We start from the raw sequence: 17,863 nt of genomic DNA, 5'->3' as shown, positions 1-17,863 counted from the left end.
GTCCAACACCTGATCGGCGGCCATTCACACAACCCGGTAGTGAATCGGCCCCGACCGGCGACAATGAGGGAATGCCCGCCGACCGTGACACCGATCCACGGCTGCTGCGCGCCTTTGTCGCGGTGGCCGAGGAGTTGCACTTCACCCGCGCCGCCGCGCGGCTGTTCGTCGCGCAGCAGGCGCTGTCCCGGGACATCAGACGGCTGGAGGAGCAGTGGGGGACGCGGCTGTTCGTCCGCAGCACCCGCCAGGTGACGCTGACGGCCGAGGGCGAACGGCTGCTGGCACCGGTGCGCCGGGCACTGGAGGCGCAGCGGGACCTCGCGGCGGCGGTGCGCGGCGCCGGGGCGGGGGCCCGTCCGCTGGTGGTGGATGTGTCCGCGCCGGTGACCACGGCCCGGCTGATCCTGGACGCCGCCCGGGAGTCGGCACCCGGGGTGGAGTTCGTGGCCCGTTTCCACAGCGGCCTGGCCGGGGCGGTGGCGGAGATGACGCGCGGCCAGCTGGATGTGTCCTTCGGCCGGTTCGCGGGCCTTGACCCCGGGGTCCGCGCCGGGCTGGACCACCGGCTGGTGCGCTACGAACGGACGGCGGTACTGCTGCCCGCCGACGATCCGCTGGCCCGCCTCGCCGAGATCCCGCTGGAGCGGCTGGCCGGGCGTGAGCTGTACGCGGGCGCCGGCAATCCGGAGACCACCGAGTGGACGGACTACGCGGAGCGGCTGTTCGCCGGGCGCGGCATCGCGGTGGCGCCGCCGTTCCCGCGCATCGACGGCGAGGAGGAGTTCGTCCGGCTGGTGCGGGCGCGCGGGTGGTGGGTGCTGGCCAGCGAGCAGTTCACCGGGGTTCCCGGCATGGTGCTGCGCCCGCTGACCGATCCGGTGCCGCTGTCGCCGGTCTCGGTGGTGTGGCCCCGCGCCCTGCGGCACCCGGGGCTGGCCGCGCTGCTGGACACGGCGGCGGCACTGGCCGCCACCGGGAACTGGCTGCACCGCCCGCCGGGCGCCTGGCTGCCCGAGCCGGACCGCCGGTTCGTGCCGACGGCGGTCCCGCCCTCCTCGCGCGGATCGTGAGAGGTCACGTGGCAGGAGCGCCGGCCCGTACCGCTTCGCTGACGAGGCGTACGGCCCGTGCGACGCTCTCCGCCGTGGCCCGGGAGGAAGGCTGCTCGGATTCATGGATGAACGCGGTGGCACCGCGGCGGCTGCCGACGTAGTCGACGATGCCGTGCTCGATCTGCGTCCGCAACGCGCGTTCGTATCCGTGACGCTCGAAGCTGCCGGCGTCGTCGCCGGCGATGGGCAGCAGATGCGTGGTGAGCCGCTGGAGCCTCGGACGCAGCTCCGACCCGACCGAGTAATCGAAGGCCCAGCCGTTGACGAACACGCGGTCGATCCACCCCTTGAGCAGCGCCGGCATGGACCACCAGTACACCGGGAAGACCAGGACGAGGTCGGTGGCGCGGTCGAGACGACGGTGCTCCCGGGCCACGTCGGGAGCGTGGGCGCCGCCTTCCTGGTAGTGGCGGCGGTCCGCCGGGGTGAACCGGGGATCGAACCGCTCCTGGTGCAGGTCCGCCACCTCGACGGCCCGGGGACGGAGGGCCGAGGCGAGTTGCCGCGCCACGTGGTGCGTCAGGGAGCCGGGGTCCGGGTGTGCGGTGACCAGCAGGGTCAGTGGGTCGCCGTCATCAGGTGTCATGTCAGTGCCTCCATGGGGGCGGGATACGGATCGGGAGTCGGGTACGGGGCCTCACGTCGTCCGGGAGCGCCAGTGCGCCCGCGACCAGCGGCGCGTACCGGCGCGCAGCCGCAGTCGGGCGGCGATCCTGCGTCCCGTCGTGCCGGTCGCACCCGGCACAAGCTGCGTGTTTCACGTCATGGCTCCTACAGAACACCCACGGGACGCACGATCACATGGGTGAGAGGCCGCAATGCCTTTGCGATCGTCTAGCCTGTCGCTATGGACGTGACCAGTGACCTCTTCCGCGGAGTGCGGGCCCGCGGCTCCCTGTTCGGCAGTTCGACGCTCTCCGCGCCCTGGTCACTGCACTTCGTGGACGGTGCGCCGCTGACCCTGTGCACCGTCCTCACCGGGGCGGGCTGGATCGTGCCGGAGGGCCATCCGCCCGAGCGCCTCGGTGCCCACGACACGATCGTGGTGCGTGGTCCCACGACCTTCACCTTCGTGGACGAGCCCGGCAGCACGGCCGAGCCGATCATCTGCGGAGAGGACTGCGCGACGCCCGAGCAGGGCGGCACCCGGCACCGGCTGGGCTGGCACGATCCCGGGGAAGGGGGCGGCGACGACAGCGGTGCGACGACTCTGGTGGTCGGGGCCTACCCGGTCCGCGGCGAGATCAGCCGGCGGCTGATGGACGCGCTGCCGGTCGTGCTGCGGGTGGACTGCGGAGGCACCGGCGACCCGGTGCTCGACCACCTCGCCGCGGAGGTGGCCCGCGACGAACCGGGCCAGCAGGTCGTGCTCGACCGCCTCCTCGACTGGATGCTGGTCTGTACGCTGCGCACCTGGCTGGACAGGCCCGGTGGCCGCCCCCCGGCCTGGTGGAACGCCCAGAAGGACCCGGTGGTCGGCCAGGCGCTGCGCCTCGTGCACGGCGAGCCGGCGGCGCCGTGGACGGTGGGCGAACTGGCCCGGCGTACCGGGGTGTCCCGCTCGACACTCGCCAAACGGTTCGCCGATCTGCTCGGTGAACCGCCGCTGGCCTATCTCACGCGCTGGCGCATGACGCTGGCGGCGGATCTCCTGGTCGAGAAGGGGTCCTCGACCGTCGCGCACGTCGCGCGTGCCGTCGGTTACAGCGATCCGTTCGCGTTCAGCGTGGCGTTCAAGAGAATCCGGGGCATCAACCCCAGCGAGTTCCGCCGCCTGGCCGAGACGCGGTGACGCGGTGGTGTGTCCGCGAGGGCGGCCGGCTGCGGACGCCCGCGTGCCGCTCCTCCCCCGTCGGCCCCACCCCGGACGCCCGCCATCGGCGCCTTCCCGACGAACGGTGCGGGCCCGAAGAGGATCGCCCGGACGAAAACCTAGCCGAGCCAGCCGTTCAGCGCCGCCCTGGCCCCGGCCTGGAACCGGCTGGTGGCGCCCAGATGGGCCATCAGCTGGGAGACAAGACGGCTCACGGAGCGCCGGGAGATGCCCAGTTGCTCCGCGATGTCGTCGTTCGACCTGCCGACCGCCATCAGCCGCAGCACCTCGCGCTCCAGGCCGTTGGGCACGCCGTCCCCCGCCTCCCCGGCGCCCGCGGTCACCGGGATGTCGATGCCGTCGTCCCAGCAGTGGTCGAAGACCTGGCACAGGAAGCTCAGTGCGGAGGGGTCCCGTACCAGCGCCACCCCGGTCCCGGTGTGCAGCGGGTCCAGCGGGAGGACCGCGCACCGCCGGTCGTAGATCAGCATCCGCGAGGGCAGCGTCCCGGCGCTGCGCACCTGGGCGCCCGCCGCGCCGATCGTCTCGGCGTAGCGCAGGCCGACGCGGTGGGTGCGGGCGCTGTGCTGCATCAGGACGCGGATGCCGACGCCGCGCGACAGCAGCTCCAGGTCGAGCGGGACGGCCGCGTCGATCGCCTCGTCGGTGGGGACGCCCGGCATCAGGGTCTCCACCGATTCGGTGCAGGTACGCGCCAGGTCGTCGATGACGGCACGGGTGTTGCCGATGCCCTCGACGACCTCGATGCTGATCTCGGCGGACCGCATGCCGCGCGCCGCCACGTACTCGCCCGACAGTGACTGGAACTGTTCCCTCGCGGCCGCCATCGTGATGCGCTGGGCGAGGATGTCCGCCTCCACGGGGGCGAGCAGCTGGTCGGCGGCGCTCTCCGGGCTGACCGCCACCCAGCCGCCCGCCGGGGACGGCTGGAGCAGGCCGAGCCCGTACAGCAGGGCCTCGGCGCGGGTGACCTCGCCGGGGCGCAGCCCGGCGCGGGCGGCGAGCCGGTCGGCGTCGTCCGCGGGGTGCCGTACCCGTAGCAGGTAGACCTGGAGTGCGGTGGCGTCGATGTCCTCGACCTCGTGGATCGTCATCTAGGAGAGCCAGCCGTTCAGGGCTGCCCGGACGCCGGCCTGGAACCGGCTGTCGGCGTCCAGTTGTTCCAGCAGCCGGGCCACCACGCGGCTCACCGAGCGCGGGGACATGCCCAGTTGGTGGGCGATCGCCTCGTCCTTCTTCCCGGCGGCCATCAGCACCAGGACGTCGCGGTCCACGCCAACGGGTGCCGAGCCCGACTTCTTGGGCCCCTCGACGAAGTCCGCCGCCCGGTCCCAGTAGTGCTCGAAGAGCTGCTGGAGGAAGCCGAGCACGGTGGGGTCGCGCACCAGCGCCACACCCGACTTGGTGTGCAGCGGGTCCAGCGGGAGGACGGCGCAGCTGCCGTCGTAGATGAGCATCCGGGAGGGCAGCGCGGTGATGCTGCGCACCTGGGCGCCGGCCTCGATGAGGGTGGTGACGTACCCGACGGTCGGCTGGTGCCGGCGGGCGGTGTGCTGCATCAGTGTGCGGGCCTTCACGCCGCGTTCGAGGATCTCCAGGTCGCCTGGGGTCGCGGCCTGGATGGCGGCCCGGCTCTGGCCGCCGCCCGGGTGCAGTGCGTCGACCGACTTGGCGCAGGTGCGGTCCAGGTCGGCTATGACGGCGCGGGTGTTGTCGATACCCTCGACGACCTCGATGCTGCTCTTGGCGGAGCGCATGCTGCGGGCTTCGAGGTAGTCGCCGGAGAGCGCGTGCAGCCGGGCGCGGGTGGCGGCCATGGCGATGCGGCGCTGGAGGATGTCCTGTTCGATGGGTGCCAGCAGGGCGTCGGCGGCGCTTTCGGGGGAGATGGCGACCAGTCCGCCGCCGGGCGAGGGCCGCAGCAGGCCCAGTTCGGTCAGCCGGGCCTCGGCGGAGGCGGCCTCGGCGGTGGAAATGCCGGCCCGGGTGGCGATCTGTGCCACCGAGTCGGTGGGATGAATGACGCGAAACCGGTAAACCCGTGTCGTCGCGGCGTCTATTTCCCCGGGTTCGTACACGCTCATCTTCCTCGCATGACGTCAGTAAGCACCTTGGCGTCAACTGGACAGGCGAGATGATGCCACAGGGACTCTATCGACTTCCTCGTGAATGCTCGTGAGCATGATTGGGCCAACATGCCATTCATGTTCGCCTATGTGGACACGGAAGAGGGATCCCGTGAAGAAGTTTGCTCTGAGCGTTATCGCAGCTCTCCTGCTCGTGGGTGCCTCCGGTGGGGTCGCCATGGCTGCCGGGTCCCCGGCCGCCAAGGGCGAGGTCATCACGACCGGCAGCCTCTGGGACTGACCACGGCCCGCTGATACGACGGATCGGATCGGTGGACAGGAAAGTGGTGCGGTGATGGCCCAGGCCCCGCTGGCGGTGCTGCTGAGCCCGCGCCTCGAAGAGGTACGGGCGGCCCGGGTGGTCGGTGCCCGCACTCTTGTCCTCGCTCCCGACCGGGCGGCTCCGGGGATCCGGGAGGCTGTCGCGGCGGCGCACGACGCGCTGACCGTGGACTGGCTGGATCACCAGGGGCTGCTGATGGCGATCGGTCATCTGGCCGGTCATCCCGCCAGGGTGTCGGTGTTCGGCTTCGCGGAGGCCAGTGCGCTGGTCGCCGCGCGGGTGAACGAGGCCCTGCGGTTCCGGGGCAATCCGCACGCCGCCGTCGCGTACCTCACGGACAAAGTGGCGCTGCGCGGCAAGGTCAATCAGCTCACCGGTACCCCCGTCCGGTTCGAGCAGTGCGACCGGGTGACGCATCTGGTGGCCGCCGCCGAGCGGGTCGGCTTCCCGTGCGTCGCCAAGCCGCGCACCGGTTCGGGCGGCCAGGAGGTGCATCTTCTGCGCGATGTCGCGGATGCCGCACTCCTGGCCGCCGAACTGGTGAGCGAACCGGCGCTGATCATCGAGGAATTCCTGGAGGGCCCCGAGTACAGCGTGCTCGCCCACTCCAGGGACGGTGAGCACACCGTGCTCGCCGTGGCCAGAAAGCATCTGTCGGACGGCCCCGGGTTCACCGAGGAGGGCCACGATCTGCCGGCCGACCTCGGCCCGGGGGACGCGGCGGCGATCGGCGACCTGGTCACCGCCACCCTGGGGGCCGCCGGCCACCGGGCGGGACTGTCCCTGACCGAGGTGGTCCGTACCGCACAGGGACCGCGGCTGATCGAGTCGCACGCCCACCCCGGCCCAGGCCGGCTCGGCGACCTGCTGGCGCTGGCCACCGGCACCGACCCGGTGGCGCTCGCCGTCGCCACCGCACTGCGGCTGCCCGTACCGGCGCCGCACCCCTCGTCCGGCCGGCGGTACGCGGGCATCCGCACCCTGCGGCTGCCCCCCGGCCGGCTCGACGCCGTGCACGGGATCGACGAGGCGTACGCCCTGCCGGGCGTCGCCGACATCGGCATCACCGTTCGCGTCGGAAGCCATGTCCCGGAGGCCACCAGCCGGGCCGCCGGGCATGGCTTCATCACGGCCGTCGCGTCCTGCCCGCAGGAAGTGGAGGCGGTGCTCGGCAAGGCTCTGGGCCTGCTGCGCCCGGTGGTCGGCGGCGCGGATCCCGGAGCGTCCGGGCGGCCCGCGCATCCCGAGAAGGAGGAGGAGCACACTGCTGCCTGAGCTGCTCCCCGGGATGGGATTCCCCGCGACCCCGGCCCCACGGGCAGACCTGCTGCTTCCCCTCCCCGGCCTGTTCGCCGGACCGCCCGCCCGCCCCGGCTACGTCGTCCTGGAACGCCTGGACGTGCACGGCCGGGTCGAACAGCGCGGCGTCCTGGGCGCTCTGAGCCTGCACGGCACCGAAAGCGGCCACATCCTGCGGCACCAGCAGGTGGGCGAGCCCGAAGTGCGGCTGCACACCCGGCTGCTGCGCGAGCGCCGCGCCCCGGCCGAACCGCTGCTGCTGGCCGCCCCCGACCCGGGCGCGTTCCGCCGCTGCATCGACGAGACCGTCCGCCGCCCGCCGGACCGTACGGGGCCGGCCACCCGCGGCGGCACCCAGCGGCTGTGGGCGGTGGCCGGCGAGTGGAGCCGGCGGCCCCCGGCGCTGCCCCCGGTGCTGCTGGCCGACGGCCACCACCGTCTTGAGGCGGCCCGCCGGCTGCACCGCGGCCAGCCCGCCCGGATGGGCGACCGGCTGCCGGCCCTGGTCGTGGACCACGGCCGCTACCCGCTGCGGCTGGCGGCCACCCACCGCACGATGCCCGGCCTCGACCCGTACCGGGCGGCCGATGTGGCCTCCGGCTTCGCCCGGGTCACGGAGCTTCCGGCCGGCTCGCCGCGCCCGGTGCCGCGCGCAGGCACGTTTTTACTCACCGGCAAGTCCAGGATCTGGGCCATCTCCCGCGTCTCCCCGGTCACCACGGCGCGCCGGCTGCGGTTCCTGCCCTCGGAGTGGGCCGAGCTGTCGGCCGCCATCAGCGACCACGTCCTGATCCCGATCCTCTGCGAGGACCAGGGACTTGACCCCACGCCCGGCTACACCGAGCGCCATCCGGCCGACGACGAGGCCGGGCTGATCCTGCCGCCGCCCACCTGGGAACAGATCTGGTCGGGCGCCGCCGGCGGCACCGTGATGCCGCCCAGGACCACCTCGCTGGGCCCCGCCCCGCTGCCGGGACTGCTGCCCCCGCTGCCCTGCTGATTCGCCGTGGCCCGGCCGGGAGTTGCCGCATAGGCTCACCGCCATGACGGATATCGGTGTGATGGTGCCGCGCGATCTGGCGGCGGAAGGGTTCATCCAGTACGTGCGGCGGGCCGAGGAACTGGGCTTCGCCGAGGTGTGGGTGGTCGAGGACTGCTTCTTCCGGGGCGGCTTCACGCAGGCCGCCGTCGCGCTGGCGGTCACGGAACGGATCCGGGTGGGGATCGGCATCCTGCCCGCCGTGCTGCGCAACCCGGCGCTGACGGCGATGGAGGCGGCCACGCTCGCCCAGCTGTACCCGGGCCGCCCGGTCCTGGGCGTCGGGCACGGCATGCCCGGCTGGATGCGGCAGGTCGGCGCGTACCCGGCGTCGCCGCTGGGCGCGCTGGGCGAGCATCTGCGCACCGTCCGGGCGCTGTTGCGGGGGGAGACGGTGCGCGACGAGCGGCTGGACGCGGTGACGCTGGATCTGCCGGTGCCGGTGGTGCCGCCGGTGCTGGCCGGAGTGCGCGGGCCCAAGTCGCTGGCGCTGTCCGGGCGGGAGGCGGACGGCACGATCCTGGCCGAGCCGGTGACCCCCGAGTATCTGGCGGCGGCGCGCGGGCACATCGGCGCGCGGGCGGTGGCGGAGGGGCACCGCGTGGTGGCGTACAACGTGGCGGCGGTGGACGACGATCCGCAGGTGGCGCGGGCGGCGGTGCGGCCGGCGCTGGAGTGGATCGGCGAACCGGACTGGGCGCCGCACATCTCCCCGCTGCCGTTCGCCGCGGAGTTCGCCCGGCTGCGCGAGGAGAGCGCGGACCGTACGGAGTTCGCCGCGCGGCTGCCCGGTGAGTGGGTGGATCAGCTCGCGGTCACCGGCACCCCCGGGCAGGCCCGGGAGCGGATCGCGGCGCTGCACGCGGCGGGCGCCGGCAGCGTGGTCCTGATGCCCGCGGGGCCCGACCCGCTGGTGGCGCTGGAGGGGCTCGGGCGGGTCCTGTGACCGTTCGGGCACATGTGCGGGAAAACTCTTCGCGGATCGGTGCAACCGTTCGGGCGCGATCGGTGTCGTAGGGGTCGGGGAAACACGGGGGTGCAGGAGGGGAGCGAAGGGCCCGGCGGGGGAGCCGGGCCCTTCGGAGTTTTCCACAGCCCCCTTCGCCCCTGTCGGTGCCGGTGGATACCGTGCGGGCATGTCGTCGCACAGCGCGGTGCTCGAGGGGGTCCTGGAGCGCATCACCTACGCCAACGAGGAGAACGGGTACACCGTCGCCCGGGTGGACACCGGGGGCGGTGGCGGTGAACTGCTCACCGTCGTCGGGGCGTTGCTCGGGGCCCAGGTGGGGGAGTCGCTGCGGATGCGCGGCCGCTGGGGCTCGCACCCGCAGTACGGACGGCAGTTCACGGTGGAGAACTACACGACGGTGCTGCCCGCCACCGTCCAGGGCATCCGGCGCTACCTGGGCTCGGGGCTGATCAAGGGCATCGGGCCCAGGACCGCCGAGCGGATCGTCGAGCACTTCGGGGTGGCCACCCTGGAGGTCATCGAGGCGGACGCGGGCCGGCTGATCGAGGTGCCGGGGCTCGGCCCCAAGCGCACCCGGCTGATCGCCGCGGCGTGGGTGGAGCAGAAGGCCATCAAGGAGGTCATGGTCTTCCTGCAGAGCGTGGAGGTGTCCACCTCCATCGCGGTGCGGATCTACAAGAAGTACGGGGACGCCTCGATCTCCGTCGTACGGAACCAGCCCTACCGGCTGGCCGCCGACGTGTGGGGGATCGGCTTCCTGACCGCCGACCGCATCGCGCGGGCGGTCGGCATCCCGCACGACAGCCCCGAGCGGGTGCGGGCCGGGCTGCGCCACGCGCTGTCCCTGGCGAGCGACCAGGGGCACTGCTTCCTGCCCGAGGAGCGGCTGATCGCGGAGGCGGTGAAGCTGCTCCAGGTGGACACCGGGCTGGTCATCGACTGCCTGGGGGAGCTGGCGCAGGACCCGGAGGGGGTGGTGCGCGAGCCGGTGCCGGACCCGGAGGATCCGCACGGCACCGTGATGGCGGTGTACCTGCCGCCCTTCCACCGGGCCGAGCTGTCGCTGGCCGGTCAGGTGCGGCGGCTGCTGCGGGCCGGGGAGGACCGGCTGGCGGCCTTCGCCGGGGTGGACTGGGGCCGGGCGCTGGGCTGGCTGGCGGAGCGCACCCGGGCGGAGCTGGCGCCCGAGCAGGAGGCGGCGGTGCGTCTGGCGCTGACCGAGAAGGTGGCGGTGCTGACCGGCGGCCCGGGGTGCGGGAAGTCGTTCACGGTGCGCTCGGTGGTGGAGCTGGCGCGGGCGCGGCGGGCGAAGGTGGTGCTGGCGGCGCCGACGGGGCGGGCGGCGAAGCGGCTGGCGGAGCTGACGGGGGCCAGGGCGTCCACGGTGCACCGGCTGCTGGAGCTGAAGCCGGGCGGCGACGCGGCGTACGACCGCGACCGGCCGCTGGACGCGGATCTGGTGGTGGTGGACGAGGCGTCGATGCTGGATCTGCTGCTGGCCAACAAGCTGGTGAAGGCGGTGCCGCCGGGCGCGCACCTGCTGCTGGTGGGGGATGTGGACCAGCTGCCGTCGGTGGGCGCGGGCGAGGTGCTGCGAGATCTGCTGGCGGACGGCTCCCCGGTGCCCGCGGTCCGGCTGACCAGGATCTTCCGGCAGGCGCAGCAGTCCGGGGTGGTGACGAACGCGCACCGCATCAACGCCGGCCGGCCGCCGCTGACGCGGGGGCTCGCGGACTTCTTCCTGTTCGCCGAGGAGGACACGGAGGCGGCCGGGCGGCTGACGGTGGACGTGGCGGCGCGCCGGATTCCGGCGCGGTTCGGGCTCGATCCGCGCCGGGACGTGCAGGTGCTCACCCCGATGCACCGCGGTCCGGCCGGGGCGGGGGCGCTGAACGGGCTGCTCCAGGAGGCGGTGACCCCGGCCGGGCCCGGGCTGCCGGAGAAGCGGTTCGGGGGCCGGATCTTCCGGGTGGGCGACAAGGTCACCCAGATCCGCAACAACTACGAGAAGGGCGCCAACGGCGTCTTCAACGGCACGGTCGGGGTGGTGCGCGACCTGGACGCGGACGAGCAGCGGCTGGTGGTGCGCACCGACGAGGACGAGGACGTGGAGTACGAGTTCGGTGAGCTGGACGAGCTGGCGCACGCGTACGCGGTGACGATCCACCGTTCGCAGGGCAGCGAGTATCCGTGTGTGGTCGTCCCGGTGACGACGAGCGCCTGGATGATGCTCCAGCGCAATCTGCTGTACACGGCGGTGACGCGGGCGAAGCGGCTGGTGGTGCTGGTGGGTTCGCGGCGCGCCCTGGATCAGGCGGTACGCAGCGTCTCGGCGGGGCGCCGGTTCACGGGGCTCGACATGCGGCTCGCGGGGTGACGCCCGTGCCGGCGGGCGGGCCGTCGGCGGGCGCCGGCCCGGCTGCCGGGACAGAATAGGCCGCATCATCCCGGTTCCAGCGGCACGGCGTGCCAGAAACTGGGCTGATTGCCGACCCTGAGTGCACATATTGGCCCCGGATGGGGGACACTGGGAGGGAGTCAGGGCACCCCGAAGGAAACTCGAAGGACCTCGAAGAAGAGGACAACGTCGGTGAGGGATGACGTGAGCGAACACCGCGACGGCGCGCAGTCCGTAGAACTGAACTACGACGGCGCCACCTACAGCTACCCGATTGTGAACAGCACCATCGGGGACACCGGCTTCGATGTCAGCAAGCTCCGGGCCCAGACCGGTCTGGTGACCCTGGACTCCGGTTACGGCAACACCGCGGCCTATAAATCGGCGGTCACCTATCTCGACGGTGAGCAGGGCATTCTGCGCTACCGGGGCTATCCGATCGAGCAGATCGCCGAGCGCGGCTCGTTCCTGGAGACCGCCTATCTGCTGCGCAGCGGTGAGCTGCCCACGGTGGACGAGCTGGCGACCTTCCGCAACGAGATCACCACGCACACGCTGCTGCACGAGGACGTCAAGCGTTTCTACGACGGCTTCCCGCGCGACGCGCACCCGATGGCGATGCTGTCCTCCGTGGTCAGCGCGCTGTCCACCTTCTACCAGGACAGCCACAACCCGTTCGACGAGCGGCAGCGGCACATCTCGTCGATCCGGCTGCTGGCCAAGCTGCCCACGATCGCGGCGTACGCGTACAAGAAGTCCGTGGGCCAGCCGGTGGTCTACCCGCGCAACGACCTGGGCTATGTGGAGAACTTCCTGCGGATGACCTTCTCGGTCCCCGCCGAGGAGTACGTCCCGGACCCGGTGGTCACCAACGCGCTGGACAAGCTGCTGATCCTGCACGCGGACCACGAGCAGAACTGTTCGACCTCCACCGTGCGGCTGGTCGGCTCCTCGCAGGCGAACCTGTTCGCCTCCATCTCGGCCGGCATCAACGCCCTGTGGGGCCCCCTGCACGGTGGCGCGAACGCGGCGGTGCTGGACATGCTGGAGTCGATCCAGGCCAGTGGCGGCGATGTGGATGCCTTCATCCGCAAGGTGAAGAACAAGGAGGACGGTGTCCGCCTCATGGGCTTCGGACACCGCGTCTACAAGAGCTTCGACCCGCGCGCCAAGATCATCAAGGCGGCGGCGCACGATGTGCTGTCCGCGCTGGGCAAGTCCGACGAGCTGCTGGACATCGCCCTGCGCCTGGAGGAGCACGCGCTCAGCGACGACTACTTCGTCTCGCGCAACCTCTACCCGAACGTCGACTTCTACACCGGTCTGATCTACCGGGCGATGGGCTTCCCGACCAGCATGTTCACCGTGCTGTTCGCGATCGGCCGGCTGCCCGGCTGGATCGCCCAGTGGGAAGAGATGATCACCGAGCCCGGCTCACGGATCGGCCGTCCCCGGCAGATCTACACCGGTGTCGTCGAGCGCGACTACGTGCCCGTCGAGCAGCGGTAACCCTCCCCCGGACGTCGTCCGGGAGGGGCCTTCGGGGTACGGAACGGAGCACGCCCGGTGATGTGACGCAGGTCACATCACCGGGCGTGCAACCTTTTGCCGGTTGGCGGGTCTAACCGGGCAACGACAGCGCGAATTCGGCTGGATTCACGCCGTCGGTCGTCCGGCCGGGGTCCCGTGGGGGGACGCTTCGAACGGACGGCAGGAAGCGCCCCGCTTCGGGCCCTGTGGGGGGACCCGCTGCGGGGCGCGTTTCCGTTTCCGCGCCCTGGTCCGGCGCTGTGGTCCGGCGTCCTGTCCGGCCGCCGCTCTCTCAGCCCGCCGCGGGGCCGACCAGCTCGAAGCCCGCCTCGTCGACCGCCGCCCGGACGGCCTCCTCGTCCAGCGGAGTCTCGGACACGACGGTGACCAGTCCGCTGCTCGCCTTGGCGGTCACCTCGCTCACCCCCTCCAGCGCGGAGAGCTCGCTGCGCACGGACGACTCGCAGTGCCCGCAGGTCATGCCGGAAACCTGGTAGGTCGTGGTGCTCATGGAAGGATCCTCGTTCCTCTCCAGGGGCCGCTCGGTGCCGCCCGCCGACAGCCCGAGTGTATACCCCCACCGGGTATCGAGCTACCTGGTGGGGGTATCTCGCGGCACGCGGTTCAGCGACGGCTGCCCGGACGCCGGCTCACCCACAGCTCGATGGTGTGCGGGTACCAGAAGGGCCTGCCGCCCTCCGTCACATCCGGCGGCGGCAGCAGGCCGTGCTTGCGGTACGAGCGCACCGTGTCCGGCTGCACCTTGATGTGTGCGGCGATCTCCTTGTACGACCACAGTCCTCGATCGGCCATCGTCCACACCTCTTCGCACTCGGCGTTGATGATCACCACCGAGCCTGCGCCGCCCCGGCCCGCGGGGCGGCGCGCCGCAGCACCCTGTTGATCAGCTGTGACGGCGAAGGCGCGTAATGGAGACGGCTGTTGCCCATCTTCGATAGTGGGCTGATGCCATCGAACGATGGTCAGTGTCCGCTGGGGAAGCCCAGATTGATCCCGCCGTCCGCCGGGTCGGGCCAGCGGGTGGTGATCACCTTGCCGCGGGTGTAGAACCGCACCCCGTCCTCCCCGTAGATGTGCTGGTCCCCGAAGAGCGAGTCCTTCCAGCCGCCGAACGAGTGGTGCCCCACCGGCACCGGGATCGGCACGTTCACCCCCACCATCCCGGCCTCCACCTCCAGCTGGAAGCGGCGCGCGGCGCCGCCGTCCCGGGTGAAGACCGCCGTACCGTTCCCCCAGCGCGAGGAGTTGATGAGCTCAAGACCCTCCTCGTACGAGCCGGCCCGCACCACGCACAGCACCGGGCCGAAGATCTCCTCCCGGTACGCGTCCATATCCGGGGTGACGTGATCCAGCAGCGACACCCCCAGGAAGAAGCCCTCCTCGTGCCCGGGGACGGTGTGCTGCGTCCCGTCCACCACCACCTCGGCGCCCTGCGCCCGGCCGCTCGCCACGTACGAGGCCACCTTCGCCCGGTGCTCGGCGGTGATCAGCGGCCCCATCTCGGAGTCCGGATCGCTGCCGGGGCCGATCCGCAGCGCCGCCGCCCGCTCGGCGATCCGCGCCACCAGCGCGTCCCCGATGTCCCCGACCGCCACCACCACCGACACCGCCATGCAGCGCTCGCCCGCACTGCCGTAGGCCGCGTTGATCGCGTTGTCCGCCGCCACGTCCAGGTCGGCGTCCGGCAGCACCAGCATGTGGTTCTTCGCCCCGCCCAGCGCCTGCACCCGCTTGCCGTGCTCCACCGCGCCGCGCTGGATCGCCCGCGCCACGGGCGTGGAGCCCACGAAGCTCACCGCCGCCACGTCCGGGTGCGCCACCAGCCGGTCCACGGCCGCCTTGTCGCCGTTGACCGCGTTCAGCACGCCCTCGGGGAACCCGGCCTCCGCGGCCAGTTCGACCAGCCGCAGCGCCGCGCCAGGGTCCTTCTCGCTCGGCTTCAGCACGAACGTGTTCCCGCAGGCGATGGCCAGCGGGAACATCCACAGCGGCACCATCGCCGGGAAGTTGAACGGGGTGATGCCCGCCACCACCCCCAGCGGCTGCCGGATGGACGCCACATCCACCCCGCTGGACACCTGCGTCGACAACTGCCCCTTCAGATGCTGCGGGATGCCGCAGGCCAGCTCCACGATCTCCAGCCCGCGCGCCACCTCGCCCAGCGCGTCGGCGTGCACCTTGCCGTGCTCGGCGGTGATCAGCCGAGCCAGCTCGTCACGGCGCGCGTCCAGCAGCTCCCGGTAGCGGAACAGCGGCGCGGTACGGCGCGCGAGCGGCGTCGCGCGCCAGGAGACGAACGCCGCCCGGGCCGCCGCCACCGCCGCGTCCACCTCCGCCTCGCAGGCCAGCCCGACCCGGGCCGGCTGCCGCCCCGTCGCCGGATCGAAAACGGGCGCGTACCGGCCGGAAGCGGGCGCCACCGGCTTGTTGTCGATGAAGTGACCGATGGTCCTCATGGGGTGGTCCGTTCTCCTCACAGATAGCGGCGGCGGGCGGCCGCCTCGCGCTCGTACCCGGCCCGCGCCCCGACGGCCGCCGGCCGGCCGGCGACCTGGGCCACCGGCACGTCCCACCACGCCTGCGCGTCCGGCGCGTTGGAGTCCGGGTCGGTCTCCACGTACACCGCGACCGGGCCCCGCGCCTCGCGCGCCACGGCCAGCGCCTCGCGCAGCTCCTGGCAGGAGTGGGCGCGCAGCACCGTCATGCCCAGCGAGGCGGCGTTGGCCGCCAGATCCACCGGCAGCGGCGCCCCGTGGTAGGCGCCGTCCGCCGTACGGAAGCGGTAGTCCGTACCGAACCGCTCGGCGCCGGTGGCCTGCGACAGGCCGCCGATCGACGCGTAGCCGTGGTTCTGGATCAGCACCAGCTTGATGGGAAGGTCCTCCTGCACGGCCGTCACGATCTCGGTGGGCATCATCAGATACGTGCCGTCGCCCACCAGCGCCCACACCGCGCGCTCGGGGGCGGCCAGCGCCACTCCGATGGCGGCCGGGATCTCGTAACCCATGCAGGAGTAGCCGTACTCCAGGTGGTACTGGCGTGGCGAGCGGGCCCGCCACAGCTTGTGCAGATCGCCGGGGAGCGAACCGGCCGCGTTGATGATCACGTCCTCGTCGCCGACGGTCGCGGCGAGCGCCCCGAGCACCTGCGGCTGGGTGGGCGGCCCCGTGTCGCCGCGCGGCGCGGTGGCCGCGTCCACCACGGCCTCCCAGCGCTCCTTGCCCGCCGCGTACGCCCGCGCCCAGGACGAATCGACCCGGTACCCGGCCAGCGCCCCGGACAACTCCCGCAGCCCGGTGCGGGCGTCGGCGACCAGCGGCAGCGCGGCCAGCTTGTGGGCGTCCGCGGAGGCGATGTTGAGATGCACGAAGCGCACCGCCGGGTCGGCGAACAAGGTGTGGGAGGCGGTGGTGAAGTCCGTGAACCGGGTGCCGACCCCGATCACCAGATCGGCGGTGCGGGCCAGGTCGTTGGCCACCGCCGTCCCGGTGTGCCCGACCCCGCCCACCTCCCCGGGGTGGTCGTGGCGCAGCGCGCCCTTGCCGGCCTGGGTGGTCGCCACCGGGATGCCGGTCGCGTCCACCAGCGCGCACAACGCGTCCTGCGCCGCGCTGTGGTGCACCCCGCCGCCGGCGATCAGCAGCGGCCGGTGCGCGGCCCGTACCATCGCCGCCGCCTGCGCCAGCGCGTCCGGGTCAGGCCCCGGGCGCGGCACCCGCCACACCCGCTCGTGGAAGAACGCGGCCGGCCAGTCGTACGCCTCCGCCTGGACGTCCTGCGGCAGGGCCAGGGTGACCGCGCCGGTCTCCACCGGGTCCGCCAGCACCCGCATCGCGCCCAGGGCGGCCGGGATCAGCGCCTCGGGGCGGTGCACCCGGTCGAACCAGCGCGAGACCGGGCGCAGGGTGTCGTTGACGGACAGGTCTCCGGCGCCGGGGTGTTCGAGTTGCTGGAGCACGGGGTCGGCGGGGCGGGTGGCGAAGGTGTCGCCGGGCAGCAGCAGCACCGGCAGCCGGTTGATGGTGGCCAGCGCCGCGCCGGTGACGAGGTTGGTGGCACCGGGGCCGATGGAGGTGGTGACGGCCTGCGCGGAGAGCCGGTCGCGCTGCCGGGCGAAGCCGACGGCGGCGTGCACCATGGCCTGTTCGTTGCGGCCCTGGTGGAAGGGGAGCGGGGCGTCGGGGCCCTGGCCCGACTCGACGAGGGCCTGGCCGAGGCCGGCGACGTTGCCGTGGCCGAAGATGCCCCAGCAGGAGTCGATGAGCCGCTGCCGTGCCCCGTCCCGCTCGGTGTACTGGGCGGCGAGGAAGCGGATCAGGGCCTGGGCGACGGTCAGCCGGATCGTGGTGGTCATCGCGGCGTCACCTCCGGGGCGCGGTAGAGGGGCAGCCGGGGATCGACGGTTTGGTGGCGCCAGTCGTCGCGGATCCAGGCGTGGTCGGGGTGGTCGCTGATGAGCCAGGCGCGTTCGGCGCCGGGGCCCGCCATGACGTTGAGGTAGTACATGTCGTGGCCGGGGCCCGCGATGGAGGGGCCGTGCCAGCCGTCCGGGATCAGCACCACGTCCCCGTCGCGCACTTCGGCGAGCACGTCGGTGCCGCTGCCGTGCCCGGAGGGGGTGACCCGCTGGTAGCCGAAGCCGGCCCCGGCGATCTCGAAGTAGTAGATCTCCTCCAGCTCGGACTCCTGCTCGGCCCGGAACTCGTCGTGCTTGTGCGGGGGGTAGGAGGACCAGTTGCCGCCGGGGGTGAGGACCTCCACCGCGATCAGCCGGTCCGCCTCGAAGGTGTCGGCGGCGGCGAAGTTGTTGACCTGCCGGGAGCAGGCCCCGGCGCCGCGCAGTTCGACCGGGACGCCGGCGGCGGGCCGGTACCGGGCGGGCAGCCGCCGGGTGCAGCGGGCGCCGGCCAGGGCGAGCCGTACGCCGGCGCCGGCCGGGGCCCGCAGTGTCACCTCGGCGTCGCGCGGCACGTACACGAAGTCGCTGACCGAGGCGAAGACGCTCTCGCGGCCCGCCAGCGTGAACTCCTGGCCGTCCACGCTCACCTCGGCGCCGCCGGCCAGCGGCAGCACGATCCACTCGCTGTCACCGGTGGCGAAGGTGTCGGTGCCGCCGGGCGGCAGGTGCACCACGCGCAGCGAGCAGTACGCCCAGCCGGCGTCCTGCGGGGTGATGTGCACCGGATACGGGCCGAAGGACGCGGTCCCGGCGGGCCGGTGGGCTGTCCTGGTTCTCACGGGGGTGCCT

At 72.7% G+C, this 17,863-nt stretch carries 15 protein-coding genes; 7 read left to right on the top strand and 8 right to left on the bottom strand.

Features of this window, described 5'->3' with window-relative positions; all coding sequences use genetic code 11:
* The first annotated feature begins 71 nt into the window (after window positions 1-71).
* Window positions 72-1,073, top strand: coding sequence for a LysR family transcriptional regulator (locus tag SXIM_RS08585; RefSeq protein WP_046723517.1), 1,002 nt, complete (start codon window positions 72-74; stop codon window positions 1,071-1,073).
* 4 nt (window positions 1,074-1,077) lie between these two features.
* Here the strand turns inward: SXIM_RS08585 and SXIM_RS08580 are convergent, their stop codons facing one another.
* Entirely contained in the window at window positions 1,078-1,701 is a 624-nt protein-coding gene (locus tag SXIM_RS08580; protein ID WP_046723515.1) for an NAD(P)H-dependent oxidoreductase, read from the bottom strand.
* A 261-nt stretch (window positions 1,702-1,962) separates the two neighbouring features.
* On the opposite strand from SXIM_RS08580, the gene SXIM_RS08575 reads away from it, so the two are divergent.
* Window positions 1,963-2,907 (top strand): AraC family transcriptional regulator, encoded by a 945-nt coding sequence (locus tag SXIM_RS08575; protein ID WP_046723513.1) that lies wholly within the window; start codon window positions 1,963-1,965, stop codon window positions 2,905-2,907.
* 140 nt (window positions 2,908-3,047) lie between these two features.
* Here the strand turns inward: SXIM_RS08575 and SXIM_RS08570 are convergent, their stop codons facing one another.
* Together SXIM_RS08570 and SXIM_RS28520 are read right to left on the bottom strand one after the other, a co-directional pair.
* Window positions 3,048-4,043, bottom strand: coding sequence for a helix-turn-helix domain-containing protein (locus tag SXIM_RS08570; protein WP_046723512.1), 996 nt, complete (start codon window positions 4,041-4,043; stop codon window positions 3,048-3,050).
* Window positions 4,044-4,952 (bottom strand): helix-turn-helix transcriptional regulator, encoded by a 909-nt coding sequence (locus SXIM_RS28520; RefSeq protein WP_030725141.1) that lies wholly within the window; start codon window positions 4,950-4,952, stop codon window positions 4,044-4,046.
* Window positions 4,953-5,370: 418 nt separating this feature from the next.
* Here SXIM_RS28520 and SXIM_RS08560 point away from each other — a divergent pair, with 418 nt between their 5' ends.
* The 5 genes from SXIM_RS08560 (at window position 5,371) to SXIM_RS08540 (ending at window position 12,573) form a co-directional block, all read left to right on the top strand.
* Entirely contained in the window at window positions 5,371-6,633 is a 1,263-nt protein-coding gene (locus tag SXIM_RS08560; protein WP_052384948.1) for an ATP-grasp domain-containing protein, read from the top strand.
* A 13-nt stretch (window positions 6,634-6,646) separates the two neighbouring features.
* Window positions 6,647-7,657, top strand: a complete 1,011-nt coding sequence (locus SXIM_RS08555) for a DUF1015 family protein (protein ID WP_030725146.1) — start codon at window positions 6,647-6,649, stop codon at window positions 7,655-7,657.
* Window positions 7,658-7,700: 43 nt separating this feature from the next.
* Window positions 7,701-8,642: an LLM class flavin-dependent oxidoreductase gene (locus SXIM_RS08550; RefSeq protein WP_046723510.1), complete on the top strand. Its 942-nt coding sequence runs from the start codon at window positions 7,701-7,703 to the stop codon at window positions 8,640-8,642.
* A 190-nt stretch (window positions 8,643-8,832) separates the two neighbouring features.
* Window positions 8,833-11,043 carry an SF1B family DNA helicase RecD2 gene (recD2, locus tag SXIM_RS08545; protein ID WP_046723508.1) on the top strand — a complete coding sequence of 737 codons (2,211 nt, stop codon included), beginning with the start codon at window positions 8,833-8,835 and terminating at the stop codon, window positions 11,041-11,043.
* Between the two features lie 225 nt (window positions 11,044-11,268).
* Window positions 11,269-12,573 (top strand): citrate synthase, encoded by a 1,305-nt coding sequence (locus SXIM_RS08540; RefSeq protein ID WP_030725153.1) that lies wholly within the window; start codon window positions 11,269-11,271, stop codon window positions 12,571-12,573.
* 313 nt (window positions 12,574-12,886) lie between these two features.
* Here the strand turns inward: SXIM_RS08540 and SXIM_RS08535 are convergent, their stop codons facing one another.
* From SXIM_RS08535 to iolB, 5 genes are all read right to left on the bottom strand, one after another.
* Complete coding sequence (locus tag SXIM_RS08535) at window positions 12,887-13,105, bottom strand: heavy-metal-associated domain-containing protein (protein ID WP_030725156.1); 219 nt, start codon at window positions 13,103-13,105, stop codon at window positions 12,887-12,889.
* Between the two features lie 113 nt (window positions 13,106-13,218).
* Window positions 13,219-13,407 (bottom strand): MerR family transcriptional regulator, encoded by a 189-nt coding sequence (locus tag SXIM_RS08530; protein ID WP_046725532.1) that lies wholly within the window; start codon window positions 13,405-13,407, stop codon window positions 13,219-13,221.
* Window positions 13,408-13,577: 170 nt separating this feature from the next.
* On the bottom strand, window positions 13,578-15,071 hold the full coding sequence (locus SXIM_RS08525; RefSeq protein WP_046723507.1) for a CoA-acylating methylmalonate-semialdehyde dehydrogenase: 1,494 nt from the start codon (window positions 15,069-15,071) through the stop codon (window positions 13,578-13,580).
* Between the two features lie 17 nt (window positions 15,072-15,088).
* A complete protein-coding gene (iolD, locus tag SXIM_RS08520; RefSeq protein WP_046723505.1) occupies window positions 15,089-16,969 on the bottom strand; it encodes a 3D-(3,5/4)-trihydroxycyclohexane-1,2-dione acylhydrolase (decyclizing) in 1,881 nt (626 codons plus the stop codon).
* On the bottom strand, window positions 16,966-17,853 hold the full coding sequence (iolB, locus tag SXIM_RS08515; protein WP_030725168.1) for a 5-deoxy-glucuronate isomerase: 888 nt from the start codon (window positions 17,851-17,853) through the stop codon (window positions 16,966-16,968). The genes iolD and iolB overlap by 4 nt, the downstream gene beginning before the upstream one ends.
* Window positions 17,854-17,863 lie beyond the last annotated feature (10 nt).

This window comes from Streptomyces xiamenensis, from assembly GCF_000993785.3.
In the GTDB taxonomy this organism is placed as follows: domain Bacteria; phylum Actinomycetota; class Actinomycetes; order Streptomycetales; family Streptomycetaceae; genus Streptomyces; species Streptomyces xiamenensis.
This window is presented reverse-complemented; position numbering and strand designations above follow the sequence as displayed.

What these genes read in the sequence shown, in the direction of transcription:
- SXIM_RS08585 (WP_046723517.1), top strand. Translation starts at nt 72, where the DNA reads ATGCCCGCCGACCGTGACACCGATCCACGGCTGCTGCGCGCCTTTGTC.
- SXIM_RS08580 (WP_046723515.1), bottom strand. Translation starts at nt 1,701, where the DNA reads ATGACACCTGATGACGGCGACCCACTGACCCTGCTGGTCACCGCACAC.
- SXIM_RS08575 (WP_046723513.1), top strand. Translation starts at nt 1,963, where the DNA reads ATGGACGTGACCAGTGACCTCTTCCGCGGAGTGCGGGCCCGCGGCTCC.
- SXIM_RS08570 (WP_046723512.1), bottom strand. Translation starts at nt 4,043, where the DNA reads ATGACGATCCACGAGGTCGAGGACATCGACGCCACCGCACTCCAGGTC.
- SXIM_RS08560 (WP_052384948.1), top strand. Translation starts at nt 5,371, where the DNA reads ATGGCCCAGGCCCCGCTGGCGGTGCTGCTGAGCCCGCGCCTCGAAGAG.
- SXIM_RS08555 (WP_030725146.1), top strand. Translation starts at nt 6,647, where the DNA reads ATGGGATTCCCCGCGACCCCGGCCCCACGGGCAGACCTGCTGCTTCCC.
- SXIM_RS08550 (WP_046723510.1), top strand. Translation starts at nt 7,701, where the DNA reads ATGACGGATATCGGTGTGATGGTGCCGCGCGATCTGGCGGCGGAAGGG.
- recD2 (WP_046723508.1), top strand. Translation starts at nt 8,833, where the DNA reads ATGTCGTCGCACAGCGCGGTGCTCGAGGGGGTCCTGGAGCGCATCACC.
- SXIM_RS08535 (WP_030725156.1), bottom strand. Translation starts at nt 13,105, where the DNA reads ATGAGCACCACGACCTACCAGGTTTCCGGCATGACCTGCGGGCACTGC.
- SXIM_RS08530 (WP_046725532.1), bottom strand. Translation starts at nt 13,407, where the DNA reads ATGGCCGATCGAGGACTGTGGTCGTACAAGGAGATCGCCGCACACATC.
- SXIM_RS08525 (WP_046723507.1), bottom strand. Translation starts at nt 15,071, where the DNA reads ATGAGGACCATCGGTCACTTCATCGACAACAAGCCGGTGGCGCCCGCT.
- iolD (WP_046723505.1), bottom strand. Translation starts at nt 16,969, where the DNA reads ATGACCACCACGATCCGGCTGACCGTCGCCCAGGCCCTGATCCGCTTC.